14 protein-coding genes are annotated in these 14,311 nt (G+C 58.6%); 5 read left to right on the top strand and 9 right to left on the bottom strand.

Annotation, left to right across the window (positions count from 1 at the left end; translation table 11 throughout):
- Positions 1 to 20: 20 nt before the first annotated feature.
- The gene (locus J5M66_RS04100) at positions 21 to 896 is read right to left on the bottom strand and encodes a LysR family transcriptional regulator (RefSeq protein WP_041480547.1); all 876 of its coding nucleotides are present in this window, start codon (positions 894 to 896) and stop codon (positions 21 to 23) included.
- A 98-nt stretch (positions 897 to 994) separates the two neighbouring features.
- On the opposite strand from J5M66_RS04100, the gene J5M66_RS04095 reads away from it, so the two are divergent.
- From J5M66_RS04095 to J5M66_RS04080, 4 genes are all read left to right on the top strand, one after another.
- The gene (locus J5M66_RS04095; RefSeq protein WP_024012582.1) at positions 995 to 2,164 is read left to right on the top strand and encodes a mandelate racemase/muconate lactonizing enzyme family protein; all 1,170 of its coding nucleotides are present in this window, start codon (positions 995 to 997) and stop codon (positions 2,162 to 2,164) included.
- A gap of 102 nt (positions 2,165 to 2,266) precedes the next feature.
- A complete protein-coding gene (gene dctA, locus J5M66_RS04090; RefSeq protein ID WP_125915997.1) occupies positions 2,267 to 3,574 on the top strand; it encodes a C4-dicarboxylate transporter DctA in 1,308 nt (435 codons plus the stop codon).
- Positions 3,575 to 3,715: 141 nt separating this feature from the next.
- Positions 3,716 to 4,147 (top strand): MarR family transcriptional regulator, encoded by a 432-nt coding sequence (locus J5M66_RS04085; RefSeq protein ID WP_016774314.1) that lies wholly within the window; start codon positions 3,716 to 3,718, stop codon positions 4,145 to 4,147.
- Complete coding sequence (locus tag J5M66_RS04080) at positions 4,144 to 4,944, top strand: NAD(P)-binding domain-containing protein (RefSeq protein ID WP_279381481.1); 801 nt, start codon at positions 4,144 to 4,146, stop codon at positions 4,942 to 4,944. The genes J5M66_RS04085 and J5M66_RS04080 overlap by 4 nt, the downstream gene beginning before the upstream one ends.
- Here J5M66_RS04080 and J5M66_RS04075 read toward each other — a convergent pair whose 3' ends face one another.
- The 7 genes from J5M66_RS04075 to J5M66_RS04045 all read right to left on the bottom strand — a co-directional run bounded on the left by J5M66_RS04075 (position 4,945) and on the right by J5M66_RS04045 (position 12,001).
- Complete coding sequence (locus J5M66_RS04075; RefSeq protein ID WP_207807257.1) at positions 4,945 to 5,370, bottom strand: DUF1850 domain-containing protein; 426 nt, start codon at positions 5,368 to 5,370, stop codon at positions 4,945 to 4,947.
- A complete protein-coding gene (locus J5M66_RS04070) occupies positions 5,367 to 7,394 on the bottom strand; it encodes a TRAP transporter permease (protein ID WP_207807256.1) in 2,028 nt (675 codons plus the stop codon). The genes J5M66_RS04075 and J5M66_RS04070 overlap by 4 nt, the downstream gene beginning before the upstream one ends.
- 71 nt (positions 7,395 to 7,465) lie before the next feature.
- A complete protein-coding gene (locus J5M66_RS04065; protein WP_024012586.1) occupies positions 7,466 to 8,416 on the bottom strand; it encodes a TAXI family TRAP transporter solute-binding subunit in 951 nt (316 codons plus the stop codon).
- Between the two features lie 83 nt (positions 8,417 to 8,499).
- Entirely contained in the window at positions 8,500 to 9,783 is a 1,284-nt protein-coding gene (gene dctM, locus J5M66_RS04060) for a C4-dicarboxylate TRAP transporter large permease protein DctM (protein WP_041480541.1), read from the bottom strand.
- The gene (locus J5M66_RS04055) at positions 9,780 to 10,412 is read right to left on the bottom strand and encodes a TRAP transporter small permease (protein WP_110599141.1); all 633 of its coding nucleotides are present in this window, start codon (positions 10,410 to 10,412) and stop codon (positions 9,780 to 9,782) included. Before J5M66_RS04055 ends, dctM begins: the two co-directional genes overlap by 4 nt.
- Positions 10,413 to 10,474: 62 nt before the next feature.
- Positions 10,475 to 11,419 (bottom strand): C4-dicarboxylate TRAP substrate-binding protein DctP, encoded by a 945-nt coding sequence (gene dctP / locus J5M66_RS04050; protein WP_223630351.1) that lies wholly within the window; start codon positions 11,417 to 11,419, stop codon positions 10,475 to 10,477.
- 324 nt (positions 11,420 to 11,743) lie between these two features.
- Positions 11,744 to 12,001 (bottom strand): DUF6555 family protein, encoded by a 258-nt coding sequence (locus tag J5M66_RS04045; protein ID WP_039758965.1) that lies wholly within the window; start codon positions 11,999 to 12,001, stop codon positions 11,744 to 11,746.
- Positions 12,002 to 12,446: 445 nt separating this feature from the next.
- Between J5M66_RS04045 and J5M66_RS04040 the strand changes: the two genes are divergently transcribed.
- Positions 12,447 to 12,665 carry a hypothetical protein gene (locus J5M66_RS04040; protein ID WP_110599145.1) on the top strand — a complete coding sequence of 73 codons (219 nt, stop codon included), beginning with the start codon at positions 12,447 to 12,449 and terminating at the stop codon, positions 12,663 to 12,665.
- Positions 12,666 to 12,936: 271 nt separating this feature from the next.
- Here the strand turns inward: J5M66_RS04040 and J5M66_RS04035 are convergent, their stop codons facing one another.
- On the bottom strand, positions 12,937 to 14,298 hold the full coding sequence (locus J5M66_RS04035) for a cytosine permease (protein ID WP_207807255.1): 1,362 nt from the start codon (positions 14,296 to 14,298) through the stop codon (positions 12,937 to 12,939).
- Positions 14,299 to 14,311: the final 13 nt, after the last annotated feature.

The following is a 14,311-nucleotide window of genomic DNA, read 5'->3' as shown; positions in this document are numbered from 1 at the left end:
GCCCGTTATCGCTAGCGGTGTCAGCCGCCCAGCTTCGCCCAGAATTCCTCGGCCGAAGGGCTGATCGGTGCCGTCGGGCGAGTCAGGTGTATTTCCAGTGGAATATCCCAACTTTCATCCAGTGCCCTGACCAGACGCCCGTCAGCCATTTCCTGTTCGGTCAGGCTTTTCGGCAGCCAGGCCACGCCTTTGCTTTCCAGCGCCATCGACATCAGCACTGCGGCCAAGTGGCTGCTGAACAATGGTTTCAAGTGCAGATAATCAGCCTTGCCATGCAATCTGTGGGCGACAATTCGGCCCAGACCGGATTCGTGGGTGTAGGCCAGATAGGGCAGGGTTTCAGGCGACGTGCCGAACTGGGCTGAAGCACTCGCCAGCGGCACAAGGACGTCCTCGCCGACCTTCTTGCCAATGAACTGATCCGGCGCCAGTAATGGCGGAACGTCGGGGTGGCGATGGCATAGCAGGAACTGCACCTGACCATGAATCAGCATCTGTTCGCACACGGCCATGCTGTCGGAGTGCAGGCGAACTGCATCGATCGGCGCGCCACTTTCGGCGCTGCGCAACCAGCGTGGGAAGAAGGTGAATGACAGCGAATGAGTGGCGGCGAACTGCAAGGTTTTCGCGGCCATGCCGGCCACTTCCTGAGCCTCGGAGCGCATGCGGTACAGGCGTCTGGCCGCTTCCTGGGCGCTGGGCAAAATCTGCCGGCCGGCCTCGGTCAACGTCGCGCCTTGCGGGGTGCGCACGAACAATTCGACACCCATCCAGTTCTCCAGCGAGCGCACTCGGCGACTGAACGCCGGCTGCGTCACATGGCGCGCTTCGGCGGCCCGGACAAAGCTGCCGTACTCGGCCAGTGCTGAAAAATCCTCAAGCCAAACCAGTTCCAAGGGCAATGCCTCCTGTGCATAGGGCGCGGCATTAATAGCATTGGGCGGGTGTCGTCGCAACGCATAACGTTGGGTCACCACAACAAGAGGAACCCGTCATGCGTATCGTCGATATCCGTGAAAAAACCGTCTCCATTGCTTCCCCGATCGCCAATGCCTACATCGATTTTTCGAAGATGACCTGCTCGGTCGTCGCGGTCATTACCGACGTGATTCGCGACGGCAAACCGGTCATCGGTTACGGCTTCAACTCCAACGGTCGCTACGGCCAGGGCGCGTTGATGCGCGATCGCTTTCTGGCGCGGATCACCGAGGCCGACCCGGAAACCCTGATTGATCACGAGAACAATAACCTCGATCCGTTCGCCATCTGGAAAACCCTGATGACCAACGAAAAACCGGGCGGGCATGGCGAGCGTTCAGTAGCGGTCGGCACCATCGACATGGCGGTGTGGGATGCGGTGGCGAAGATCGAAGGCAAGCCGCTGTATCGCCTGCTTGCCGATCGTTATCGCAACGGCGTCGCCGATGACAAAGTCTGGGTTTACGCGGCGGGCGGTTATTACTACCCAGGCAAGGACCAGAGCAAGCTCAAGGCCGAAATGCAGAGCTATCTGGATCGTGGCTATGACGTGGTCAAGATGAAGATTGGCGCGGTGCCGCTGGACGAAGATATCCGTCGTATTGAAGCGGTGCTCGAAGTGGTGGGCGACGGCCAGCGCCTGGCGGTCGATGCCAACGGCCGCTTCGATCTGCAGACCGGTATCGCCTACGCCGAAGCGATCAAGAAGTACAACCTGTTCTGGTACGAAGAAGTCGGCGACCCGCTGGATTATGCGCTCCAGGCCGAGCTGGCCAATCACTACGAACTGCCGATGGCCACCGGCGAAAACCTGTTCTCCCATCAGGATGCCCGCAATCTGTTGCGCCACGGCGGCATGCGCCCGGACCGCGACTACCTGCAATTCGACTGCGCGCTGTCCTACGGTCTCGTCGAGTACATGCGCACGCTGAAAGTGATGGAAGAGCTGGGTTGGTCTTCGCGTCGCGTGGTACCGCATGGTGGTCACCAGATGTCGCTGAACATCGCCGCCGGTCTGCACTTGGGCGGCAACGAATCGTACCCGGACGTGTTCCAGCCATTCGGCGGGTTTGCCGATGGCATCCGCGTGGAGAACGGCTACGTCGGGCTGCCGGATATCCCGGGCGTCGGCTTCGAAGCCAAATCTGCGTTGTATGCCGTCATGCGTGAACTGGGCGAGGGCTGATTCGGTTTCACCTGCGGCCTCGTTCGCCGAGGCCGCACTTTCAGGCGCCATCCTCGACGCCAAAGCCACATGCCCACCACAACAATAAAATGAGGTGCTTCCGTGGAAACTTCAAAATCACGCTGGTACAGCCAGCTCTATGTGCAAGTGCTGATCGGCATCGTCATCGGCGCTGCCATCGGATACTTCGTGCCCGACATCGGCGCCAAGCTGCAGCCGTTCGCTGACGGTTTCATTAAACTGATCAAGATGCTCCTGGCGCCGATCATTTTCGGCACGGTAGTGGTCGGTATCGCCAAGATGGGCAGTATCAAGGAGGTCGGTCGCATCGGTGTGAAAGCGCTGATCTACTTCGAGATTCTTTCCACCATCGCTCTGGTGGTCGGCCTGATCGTAGTCAACGTGGTCAAGCCCGGCGCCGGCATGAACATCAACGCCGGCACCCTCGATGGCAGTGCTGTCAATAAATACAGCCAGGCGGCGAGCGAGCAGGGCGGCCTCGTCGAATTCTTCCTCAATATCATTCCGCACACATTCCTCGGCGCCTTCTCCAACGGCGTCATGCTGCAGGTGATTCTGTTGTCGGTGCTGATGGGCGTCGCCCTGGTGCAAATGGGCGAAACCAGCAAACCGCTGATCAACACCATCGATCTGTTCCTCCAAGGTCTGTTCAAAATCGTCGCGATGGTCATGCGTCTGGCGCCGTTGGGCGCGGGGGCTGGCATGGCGTTCACTATCGGTAAATACGGCATCGGCACTCTGCTGTCGCTGGGGCAGTTGCTGATTGCGCTGTACATCACCACGCTGATCTTCATCGTCGTGGTGCTGGGCGCGGTGGCGCGATGGTCGGGCATGCCGCTGATGCAGTTTCTGCGTTATTTCAAGGATGAAATCCTGATCACCCTGGGCACCTGTTCGACCGAAGCGGTGCTGCCGCGAATGATGGTCAAACTGGAAAAGCTCGGCTGCAAGAAATCCGTGGTCGGCATGGTCCTGCCGACGGGCTACACGTTCAACGCGGACGGCACCTGCATTTACCTGACCATGGCGGCGATCTTCATCGCCCAGGCGACCAACACGCCGCTGACATTCATGGATCAGATGATTCTGCTCGGCGTGTTCCTGCTGACCTCCAAGGGCTCGGCCGGTGTGGCGGGAGCAGGGTTCGTGACCCTGGCGGCCACGCTCACCACCATTCACTCCATACCTCTGGTGGGCCTGGTGTTGCTGTTGGGCATCGACCGCTTCCTAAACGAGGCGCGAGCGGTGACCAACCTGATTGGCAACGGCATCGGCACCATTGCCATTGCCAAGTGGGACAACTCCTTCGATGTCGAAGCGTGCGAGCGGGAAATCGCCGCCATGAAACACGCCAAGGCTGCACGCAAGGCGCTGCTGGCGCACAAGTAAACCAAGCGTGGCGATTAGCACCTCTGTTGGCGATCCGGATCGCTGACAGAGGTGCTGATCGACACCGCACGGGCTGCCTGGGTTGACACTCCTTTCGTACTCATGAAACATATAGTGCACTATACAATAGCGAACTATGAAATGAGCTCGAACCGAAATCACGTGGGAACGCAGCTGTCATTTGCACTCTACGCCGCTGCCAACCGGGTCGTGCGTTTGCACAAGCCGTATCTGGAACCACTGGGCTTAACCTTTCCGCAGTATCTGGTGATCCTGCAGCTTCTGGATGGCGCGCCATTGTCTGTGGGCGAACTCGGCACTTACCTGGCCATGGACGCGGGAACCATCACGCCGCTACTCAAACGTCTGGAAGGCGCCGGATTGGTCACGCGCAAGCGCGATCCGGCAGACGAGCGCCGCGTGCTGATCGACCTGACGCCCGAAAGCCGGGCCATGGAAGACGACATCAGAGCCATCACCGGCAAGATCAAGACGGCCTGCCAGCTTGATGAGCAGGGGATTGAGGCGCTTCGTCTGACGCTGGATGCGCTTGCCCATCCGGCGGCTGACTGAGCCCACCAGTCCAAAAGCGCGCTCAACCGGGCGATAACACACGTAACAGAGAGGGTTTTGAAATGAACATCGGAATTATCGGCGCCGGCCACATCGGCGCAACACTGGCGCGCAAGCTGGCTGCGTGCGGTCATAAGATCAAACTGGCCAACTCGAAAGACCCGCAAAGCATTCAGGCACTCGCTGAAGAAGTCGGTGCCAAGGCTGTCACCAAAGAGCAGGCTGTGTCCGATGTCGATGTGATCATCCTGTCGATTCCCTTCGCCCGATACCCTGATTTGAAGCAGACGCTGAGCCAGGTTCCCGAGCAAGTCGTGGTCATCGATACTTCCAATTACTACCCGCAGCGTGATGGGACGATCAAGGAAGTGGACGAGGGCAAGCCTGAAAGCGTCTGGGTCAGCGAGCAGATCGGCCGCCCGCTGATCAAAGCGTGGAATGCCGTACTCGCCGCTACGCTGGCCGATCAAGGTCAACCTGCCGAATCCGCAACTCGCATCGCCTTGCCAGTCGCCGGCGATGATGTGCGTGCCGAGGCGATCGCTCAGGATCTGGTCGAAGAAACCGGATTCACCGCGCTCGCTGCGGGCAGCCTTCAGGAGTCATGGCGTCAACAACCCGGGACCCCGGCTTACTGCACCGAACTGACCTTGCCGGAACTGAAGCAGGCGCTCGAAGCTGCGGACAAGGCCCGCGCGCCGCTGAACCGCGATGGGTTGATGGCCCGATTCATGGCGCCCGGCACTGAGTTCACCCGCGAGCAGATGGTTGCGATCAATCGGGAAATGACCGCTTGATTAGAAATGAGCGGCCTGGCGTTCATGCGACGGCGATAGCGAAGTCATTTCGCAACCCCACAGCTGCAAAAACGGCTGGCTGATCCTGGCCGGCCCAACCCATCGGCTGACCAGTTCGCACTTGCCATCCATGCATAACTGGTAATCGCCGGCCTGCGGGGTTCGGCCTAATTGCAGTGGTTGCAGCGGCGGCAAGTGGCGTCGGAAATGCCAACTGCCGTTCTCCAGTCGGGCATCGTCGGGTATCTCCATGCCAGCGCCGTTGCCGCGAACCCTGGCCTGCTCAAGAACCAGCCCTTGGGCCGTGACGCGGTAGTCTTCCTCCCAACGGATCTTTTCGATGCTGTGGTTCCATGCCAGGGTGAAGTTCGCTAGCGGCAATTGTGCCCAAATGCTGCCGGCCAGACCCAGGCACAAGCTGATCATGCATTGGCCGCAGCGGCGCGCCGCGAGCGCCAGAGGTGTTGCACGATGACCAGCATCCCGAGTGCGAAGCCGATTTCATCGGTCACGGGCAGTGCCACGATCAGCAGAGAACCCGCAGCGAGACTCAGCAAGCGTTCCCAAAGCAGCATTTTCTGTTGCAGAAAACCGGTCGACGCCATGCCCCAGAGACCAACCGCCAGAAGAGTCTTGATCAGCATGTAGGCAGTCGCCCACAAGTTGTCGCCTTGCAGCATCAGCGCCGGGTTGTAGACCGCCATGAACGGGATGACGAAACCGGCTAGCGCAATGCGCACGGCCCACAGGCTGATCTTGAAGCCGCTTTCCTTGGCGATCGGTGCGGCGGCAAAACAGGCGAGGGCGACCGGCGGGGTCAGGTCGGCGAGGATGCCAAAGTAGAACACGAACATGTGCGACACGATCAGTGGCACGCCCAGCTCCAGCAGGGCGGGCGCGGCGATCGAGCTGGTGATGATGTAGTTGGGAATGGTCGGAATGCCCATCCCCAGCACCAGGCAGGTGATCATCGTCAGGATCAGCGACAGCAGCAGGTTGTCGCGGCCGATGGCGAGGATGTAGCCGGCAAACGTCGAAGCGACGCCGGTGAGCGAAACGATGCCGATAATGACGCCGACCAGTGCGCAGGCGATGCCCACCGGTACCGCGTGGCGGGCGCCCTCGACCAGCGCGTGCAGGCAGATCAGCAGCGTTTCGCGACCGCCCTTGATGAAAGCGCAGACCAGCGCCAGGACGGCAATGACCGCGAAAATCACCGCGATGCCGAGCTGGAAAAAACCTGTGCAGAGCACGCCGAGTGCAATCCAGAACGCACAGCGCAGGCCAAAGCTGTGCACCCGGAAAATGATCGCCGAGCCAAGAATCACGATGGCAGTCAATGCCAGGCCGACCATGCCCGAGAACAGCGGTGTGCGCCCGGAAAACAGCAGGTAAACCAGGACCAGCAGAGGAATCAGCAAATACCAGCGGGCTTTCACCGCGCCCCAAGCGCTGGGGCATTGGTCTTTGGGCAAGCCCTTGAGGTTGGAGCGCTTGGCTTCCAGATGGACCATCCAGAATACCGAACCGAAATACAGCAGGGCCGGAATCAGCGCCGCTTTGGCGATTTCGACGAAGGGCACATTGATGGTTTCAGCCATGATGAAGGCGACCGCGCCCATCACCGGAGGCATGATCTGGCTGCCCATGCTGGAGGTGGCTTCCACGCCGCCAGCGAACGCGGCGCGATAGCCAAAGCGCTTCATCAGCGGAATGGTGAATTGCCCGGTGGTCACGACGTTGGCGATCCCGGAGCCGGTGATCGTCCCCATCAACGCCGACGAGGCCACGGCCACTTTTGCCGGGCCTCCCAGCTTGTGACCGAACAAGCCCATGGCGAAGTCGGTAAACAGCTTGATCATGCCGGCTTGCTCAAGAAACGCGCCAAACAGGATGAACAGGAAGATGTAGGTTGCCGACACATAGGTTGGCGTGCCGTACAGCCCTTCGGTGCCGAACGACAGCTGATTGATGATCTGGTCGAAACCGTAGCCGCGATGGGCCAGTTCGCCGGGCAGGTATTCCCCGAACAGACCGTACGCCAGGAACAGCCCGCAAATCACCGGCAGCGCGATGCCCATGACCCGTCGCGCGGCTTCGAAGACCAGAGCAATCAATACGATGCCGATCATCAGGTCGGCCGAGGTGAGGTCACCGGAGCGCTGGATCAGATCGGCCTCGAACACCCATTGATACAGCGCGGTAGCGATGGCGGCCAGGCTCAGCAGCCAGGCCAGCGGTTGCCACGGACGGTCTGTGCCGTGTGCCGGATAACTGAGAAACACCACCCACAGCAGGAAACCGACGTGCACCGCACGCAGCACCTGGCTGGAGAGAGGAGAGAAGGCTGCGGTGACGATCTGGAAAATCGAGAACAGCAACGCTACGTAAAACAGGGTTTTCGGCCAGTCCCGTGGGTTCGCGGAAATACCGTGATGCTCGTCACTCATTGGCTGCCTTCCTCATGACCACGCAAAGGAATCGACGCTGCAGTGGCCGTCACGCCACTGCGCACAAGCGCTTATAAAGCGCCTTTTTCCTTGTAGTAGCGCTCGGCCCCGGGGTGCAGCGCGATCGGCAGGTTTTTCGCAGCCGCTTCCAGCTTGATGTCCTTGGCCGCCGAATGGGAGTTACCCAAGCGCCCCAGGTTGTCGAACAGCAGGCGGGTCATGTCATAGACGACGTCATCCGGCAGGTCGGCGCGGGTCACCAGAATATTGGTGATTGCCACGGTAGGCACGGCTTCGGCCTGTCCGTCGTAGGTGTTGGCCGGGATCATTGCGCTCTGGTAGGCCGGATTGCCGATTTTTGCCACCACTTCACTCGGGATAGCCACGTAGTTCAGCGGCATCACCGACGACAGGTCGCGAATGGCGGCCATGCCCAGTCCCGACGATTGCAGGGTGGCATCCAGTTGCCGGTTCTTGATCAATTCCACCGATTCGGCAAACGGCAGATATTGCACCTTGCCCATGTCCTCGTAGGTCAGGCCGGCCGCTTTGAATATCGCCCGCGCATTCAATTCGGTGCCGGATTTTGGGGCGCCGACCGAGATGGTCTTGCCCTTGAGATCGGCGAGGGTTTTGATCCCCGACTCTTTGCTGGCGACGATTTGAATGTAATTGGGATAGGCACCGCCCAAGGCGCGCAATTTGGTCAGCGGTGCTTTGAAACCGGCGTCCTCTACGCCGTTTTTGGCGTCGGCCACTGAGTCGCCCAAAGCCAGGGCCAATTCGCCGCGACCGGCCTGTAGCAGGTTGAGGTTTTCCACCGACGCTTTGGTGGCCTGCACCGATGTCTTCGAACCGGCAATACCGTCGCTGTAGATTTGCGACAGACCGACCCCGATCGGGTAGTAAACCCCACTGGTTCCGCCGGTGAGGATATTGATGAACACGGGCGCGGCCTGCGCGGCACTGCTAAGGGTCAGCGTGGCGGCGGCCAGCAGGGCAAAGCGTGTTTTGACTCGCATGGGGGCACTTCTCCGTCTTGTTATGGTTTTAAGCAGAGTGATTGCACTCTAGCCGGTCCCGGCTGAACGTGATCGTCACGACGTCAGTTCATCCCCAGCCAGTTCGGCAGCACCAGTGAGATCCACGGCACGTAAGTAATCAGGATCAGGAACAACAGCAGAATCGACAACCAGGGCATCGCGGCTTTGACTGTGGCGGGCAAGGACATGCCGGTCACCGCCGAGGTCACGAACAGGTTCAGGCCCACCGGTGGCGTGATCAGGCCGATCTCAAGGTTGACCACCATGATGATGCCGAGGTGAATCGGATCGATGCCCAGTTTCATCGCGATAGGAAAAAGGATGGGCGCCAGGATCAGGATGATCGCTGACGGTTCCATGAACGCGCCGGCAATCAACAGCACAATGTTGACCACCAGCAGGAACGTCACCGGCGTCAGGCCGGCGTCGATCACCCAGGCAGTGATTTGTTGAGGTAACTGTTCGGTGGTCAGCACGTGGGCGAACAGCATGGCGTTGGCAATGATGAACATCAGCATGATGCTCAGCTTGGCCGAGTCGAGCAGAACCTTGGGGGTCTCGCGAAAGGTCAGATCCTTGTAGACGAACAAAGCGATGAAGGCCGAATAGACGGCTGCCACTGCGGCAGCTTCGGTCGGGGTGAACATGCCCGAATAGATGCCGCCGAGGATGATCACCATCAGCAACAGGCCCCATATTGCCTGGCGTGCCGTACTCAGAAACTCGCGAAGCGTCGCACGCGGCAAGGCGGGGAGATTTTTCTTCACCGCGACGATGTAGATCGCCACCATCAATGCCGTGCCCAGCAGCAGACCGGGCACCACGCCGGCCATGAACAGCTTGCCCACGGAGGTTTCTGTAGCGGCGGCGTAAACCACCATCACAATCGACGGCGGGATAAGGATGCCCAGCGTACCGGCGTTGCAGATGATCCCTGCGCCGAACGCCTGCGGGTAGCCGGAACGGACCATCCCGGCAATCGCAATCGAGCCCACCGCAGCGACCGTGGCGGGGCTTGAACCGGAGAGGGCGGCGAACAGCATGCAGGCCAGCACCGCCGCGATGGCCAGGCCGCCGCGAATATGCCCGACACAGGCGTTGGCGAAGTCGATCAGCCGGCGGGCGACGCCGCCAGTGGTCATGAAGGCCCCGGCCAGCAGGAAGAACGGAATGGCCAGCAGCGTGTAGTGTTCCGAGGTCTCGAACAGTTTGATCGCCAGCGAGCGCACCGAGTCGGGACTGAAGAAAATGATCGTCAGGGAGCCGGCCAGCCCTAGCGAAATGGCGATCGGCACGCCGATGAACATCAAGGCGAACAGGGCCACGAACAGGAAGGCAATGGTCATGGCTTGTCTTCCTCGTGTTCGGCAAGTTTCAGCGCGTCGGCCGCTTCATCGGCCAGGCCGAGGCCGGTCTGACGGTTGAGCAGGATGCGCAAGAGAATTTCAGCGAAGCGGATGAACACCAGCGCGAAGCCCAGCGGCACGATCAACCCGATATGCCACTGCATGACGCCGAAATGGCCGAGATCCTCTGCACCGATACCGGCGTTCATCAAGGTTTCGATCCATTCGAAGCTGGCGACGGCCAGCAGCCCCGCGTAGGCCAGACAGCACAGGCAGGCGAGGATGCCGATGTAACGCTGTACCGATCTGCGCGCCAGTTTGACCAGTGCGTCGACACCGATATGCCCGGCGGTGCGCACGCCATACGCCAGGCCGAAAAAAATCAGCCAGCCGAACAGCGCTTTGGTCAGGGCGGTGCTCCAGGTCATGGCCTGCGCCATGCCCATGATCTGATCGCCAACGGCGAACAGCGGAACACTGGCCGCCGGCCAATGATCGGCGAGCCAGTAAAACAGGCTGTAGAAGTTGTTGAGGATCACGTAGACAAACGTGACGAGGGTCATGGCCGCCAGAAGGAAGACGATGAAGCCTTCCTCGAAGTGTTCCCAGATTCGCCGAAGCGCTTTCATGGATGGCATCTCACGTCGAGTGAAGACGGGCAGGCGCCGACGCAGCGGCGCCTGCCTTGCGATTATTGCGCCTGGTTTGCGGCTTCGGCAGCAGAGATCAGCTCAGCGCCGATTTCGCCTTCGAACTTCTTCCACACCGGTTTCATCGCATCGCGCCATTGCCCACGTTCTTCTGGCGTAAGCGTGATGATTTCCGTGGTTTTGGCGGCAAGGATGCGCTGCTTGTCACCCTCGTTCAGTTGCTGGGCTTCCTTGTTCACGTGGGTGGTGACTTCCACGACGATCTTGTCCAGTTCGCTGCGCACGTCGGGCGGCAGGCCGTTCCAGAATTTGGTGTTGGTGATCAGCATGTAGTCCAGTACACCGTGGTTGGATTCGGTGATGTACTTCTGCACTTCATGCATCTTCTGGCTGTAGATGTTCGAGTAAGGATTCTCCGCCCCGTTGACCACACCGGTCTGCAGGCCTTGATATACCTCGGCAAAACTCATCTTGCGCGGATTGGCGCGCACCGCCTTGAATTGCTCTTCCAGCACCGCCGAGGCCTGCACCCGGAACTTCAAGCCGCGCGCATCAGCGGGTACACGCAGTGGCTTGTTGGCCGACAGTTGTTTCATGCCGTTGTGCCAATAAGCCAGGCCGGTGATGTTTTTGCTTTCCATGGATTTGAGCAGGCCCTGACCCTGCGGGCTCAGTTGAAAGCGGTCGACAGCGTTGATGTCATTGAAGAGGAAGGGCAGGTCGAACAACTGCACTGACTTGGTGTACTGCTCGAACTTGGCCAGCGACGGCGCAATCATCTGTACATCGCCGAGCAACAGGGCTTCCATTTCCTTGCCATCACCAAAGAGCGAGGAGTTGGGATACACCTCGACTTTGACCTTGCCCGGCAAACGTTCCTCGACCAGTTTCTTGAACAGCAACGCACCTTGCCCCTTGGGCGTCTGGTCAGCGACCACATGCGAGAACTTGATGATCACCGGGTCTGCCGCCATGGCCGGGTTCATGCTGCTTACCGCCAAAGCGCAGGCAAGTGCGCTGAACAGAGATCTGAGCATCTGGGTGATTCCTCTTGTTTTTATTGTGATGACCGCTCGACGCGCTGAACGCGTTCAAGTGCCGAGACATGTTCAAGTCTAGGCAGAAATATCTGATTTGCCGGGGAATTGACCAGAAAACCGCAAAACAGTAGCGAGTGGACTGAGTACGTGGTTCCGTCAGGGCCGTGAACGGTATGGGGATTACCCGGCGACGAGTGATGTTTGAATTTCAAGTGCCCGCTGCTGAAGGTGAACCGGGCAGATAGGCCTCGGGTTGGCGGCGCGGGATTCTCATATCGCCAGGTCCTCGTCCCAACACACGGCCTTTGATTCGTGCCATTGCACGTCGGTGACGCCGAATCGCTCGGCCATCGGTTTCGAGAAGCGCTTCAATGGAGGCCGGCCTGGCTTGGGAATTGGCGTCAACCCGGCATCACAACTCGCCCACTGCCAGGCTTCTGCGTTGTTCATCAATTTGGCGCGGATAATGAAGGATTTGGGCACACCGTGAAGTCGGTACTTAATCATGTACAAATCTGTCTGGCTCATGAGGCTCTCCTGTTACTCATGAAAGAGGGATGTTCCTCGCGCCAGGAAATTCACAGTTTTTTCTAACATCTCGACATGCGTCCGCACCGGTTGAAAAATCACTTATACAAGCATGCGCTTGCGGTATAACAACGCTCCTTATGTGATTGCGAAAGTTTGATCAGCGTAACTAAGCGAAACGGCAAAATATATCGACGCTTGTCCGGTGTGATGGCGTTTGAATGTCATTTGATATTGACGAGGAACATCGCTGCGTTTAACTAGCGCGTAATCTGTAGATCGCTGCCGATACTGTAAAATTGGTACGTTGGTGCAGTTAACCAGTGGAATATTTTAGTTAGCAAGCTTCGCAAGCGAGGCGATAAACGAACAATTTCCTGTACAGATTCAGCGAAGCTCATGTAATGGTTAATGACCCGATTGTGCCTTGACAGGAAGAAGGGCCATGGAAAACGACGAGCTGCGCCACACTTGTACAAAGTGCAATAAGCTGTACAAAACCTCGCCGCAAGCGGAGCGTCATAAGGCAAGTGCCGGACATGCCGGGCTTTGTGAAAAATGTCTCAAAAACGAGCAGGAGCGGGTGATCAGTCAGCGCCTGGCCTTGTGTGCCGCGAAGATGTTGGACATTGATCGTCAGTTCAAGCCATCAGCGAAACGCTGATGTTCGCTTCAGCTCGCAAACGAGGCGGCTGATGAAATTCGGCAAGACTCAACGATTACCGCTGCGCTTGTACAACTGCAGAGAGTTGGGTTGGGCCGTTGATCATGTCCCTGACAATAAATCACTGCCAGTAATTGTTTTGACTTACGTATAAATCGAATCGTCCAGGTCCCGGATGTTACACAAACTTGCACAGGAAGTAAGAGGCCCGTGAATACGGGCCTCAGTACTGTTCCGATAGAAGAGCACAAACGCTCTCAGCCTGCGAACATCAAACTTGCGATGCCTTGATCAACAGCGAACCGCGCCGGCGCATGAGGGCGTAGTAAGCGCACGCAGGGCACAGCAAGCCAACGACCCACGCCAGGTCTACGCCTTGCAGGCTGGTGGCAACAGGCCCGACGTACATGGAGGTGTTCATGAACGGAATTTCCAGAGCAATGGTGCAAAGGAATACTGCGATTGCTGTCCAGTTCACCCGACCGTAGATGCCTGCCGGATCGAAGATGTCGGTAATCCGGTAAACGCCTTTGCGCAGCGCGTAGTAGTCGACAAGATTGATCGCCGTCCAGGGGATCAGAAAGTAGCTCATGAAAAAGATGAAATTCAGGAAGAACTGCAGAAAGTCGTCCTGCGCCAATGTGCATAAACCGGTTGCGATCGTGCAGATGATCAGCAGGAATCCCGCACGTACAGACGGGGTGATTTTGAGCGCAGAGAAAGGCTCGATCATCGTGATCGTCGACATGAAAGCGCCATACAGGTTGAACACATTGATGGCGATCTGGCCGTATAGCACGAATGCCACCATCAGCAGCGTGCCTCCTCCGAGCAGGCCTATAAGATGCAGCCCGACGTTATCGGAGAACCCCACCATGCCCTTGGCCAGTACGGCGCCTAACAACATCATCCAGCTTCCGCCGATAACGGTACCGGCATAGCTGTACCAGAACACTTGGCGGGCGGAAGTGTCGCTCGGCAAATAGCGAGAGTAGTCCGCCACGTAAGGTGCGTAGGACAGTTGCCAAGTGACCGCGATACTGACAGAGGCGAGGAAGCTGACCAGATTGAAACCCTGCGCGGTCCATTGGCCGGCCTCTATCGGCAGCGCGAGAGCGAGCAGGGTGGCGATGCCGAACACGGCAATCGAAATCAGCGAAAGCAGCTTCTGTACGCGATGAATCAATTGGTAGCCGAACAGCGCGACCAGGAAGCATGCCGCGCCCAGCAGAGCGATGTTGCCAGCGGTGCTCAACGGGCTCAGGTCGCTCACCGCCTGAGCAGCCAACAGCGTGTTGCTGACGAAAAAGCCCAAATAAATAAGCATGACGAACAGCAGCGGTACGATAGCGCCGAAAACCCCGAATTGTGCCCGGCTCTGGATCATCTGCGGAATACCCAGTCTCGGCCCCTGTGCGGAGTGCGAAGCCATGAAGATTGCACCAATCAGCGAACCGATAAGAATCGATAGCGCACTCCAGAAAAGATTGAGTCCCAGGCTGATGGGCAACACTCCAGCCGCTACCGTGGTGATGTTGGCGTTGGCACCAAACCAGACGAAGAACAAGGAACGGGGCCGACCGTGACGCTCGCTCTCAGGGATAAAGTCGATGCTGCGTTTTTCAACTTTCATGTCTGTTCTCCGT

Origin of the sequence: Pseudomonas sp. 67(2021), from assembly GCF_017491835.1 — a bacterium.
Taxonomy (GTDB): Bacteria; Pseudomonadota; Gammaproteobacteria; order Pseudomonadales; family Pseudomonadaceae; genus Aquipseudomonas; species Aquipseudomonas atacamensis.
Note: the sequence above shows the minus strand (reverse complement) of the source record. Positions and strands in the feature narration are given on the sequence as shown.

Coding starts and splice junctions, on each gene's coding strand:
- J5M66_RS04095 (WP_024012582.1), top strand. CDS start 995: ATGCGTATCGTCGATATCCGTGAAAAAACCGTCTCCATTGCTTCCCCG.
- J5M66_RS04085 (WP_016774314.1), top strand. CDS start 3,716: ATGAGCTCGAACCGAAATCACGTGGGAACGCAGCTGTCATTTGCACTC.
- J5M66_RS04075 (WP_207807257.1), bottom strand. CDS start 5,370: ATGATCAGCTTGTGCCTGGGTCTGGCCGGCAGCATTTGGGCACAATTG.
- J5M66_RS04070 (WP_207807256.1), bottom strand. CDS start 7,394: ATGAGTGACGAGCATCACGGTATTTCCGCGAACCCACGGGACTGGCCG.
- J5M66_RS04065 (WP_024012586.1), bottom strand. CDS start 8,416: ATGCGAGTCAAAACACGCTTTGCCCTGCTGGCCGCCGCCACGCTGACC.
- dctM (WP_041480541.1), bottom strand. CDS start 9,783: ATGACCATTGCCTTCCTGTTCGTGGCCCTGTTCGCCTTGATGTTCATC.
- J5M66_RS04055 (WP_110599141.1), bottom strand. CDS start 10,412: ATGAAAGCGCTTCGGCGAATCTGGGAACACTTCGAGGAAGGCTTCATC.
- dctP (WP_223630351.1), bottom strand. CDS start 11,419: ATGAACCCGGCCATGGCGGCAGACCCGGTGATCATCAAGTTCTCGCAT.
- J5M66_RS04045 (WP_039758965.1), bottom strand. CDS start 12,001: ATGAGCCAGACAGATTTGTACATGATTAAGTACCGACTTCACGGTGTG.
- J5M66_RS04040 (WP_110599145.1), top strand. CDS start 12,447: ATGGAAAACGACGAGCTGCGCCACACTTGTACAAAGTGCAATAAGCTG.
- J5M66_RS04035 (WP_207807255.1), bottom strand. CDS start 14,298: ATGAAAGTTGAAAAACGCAGCATCGACTTTATCCCTGAGAGCGAGCGT.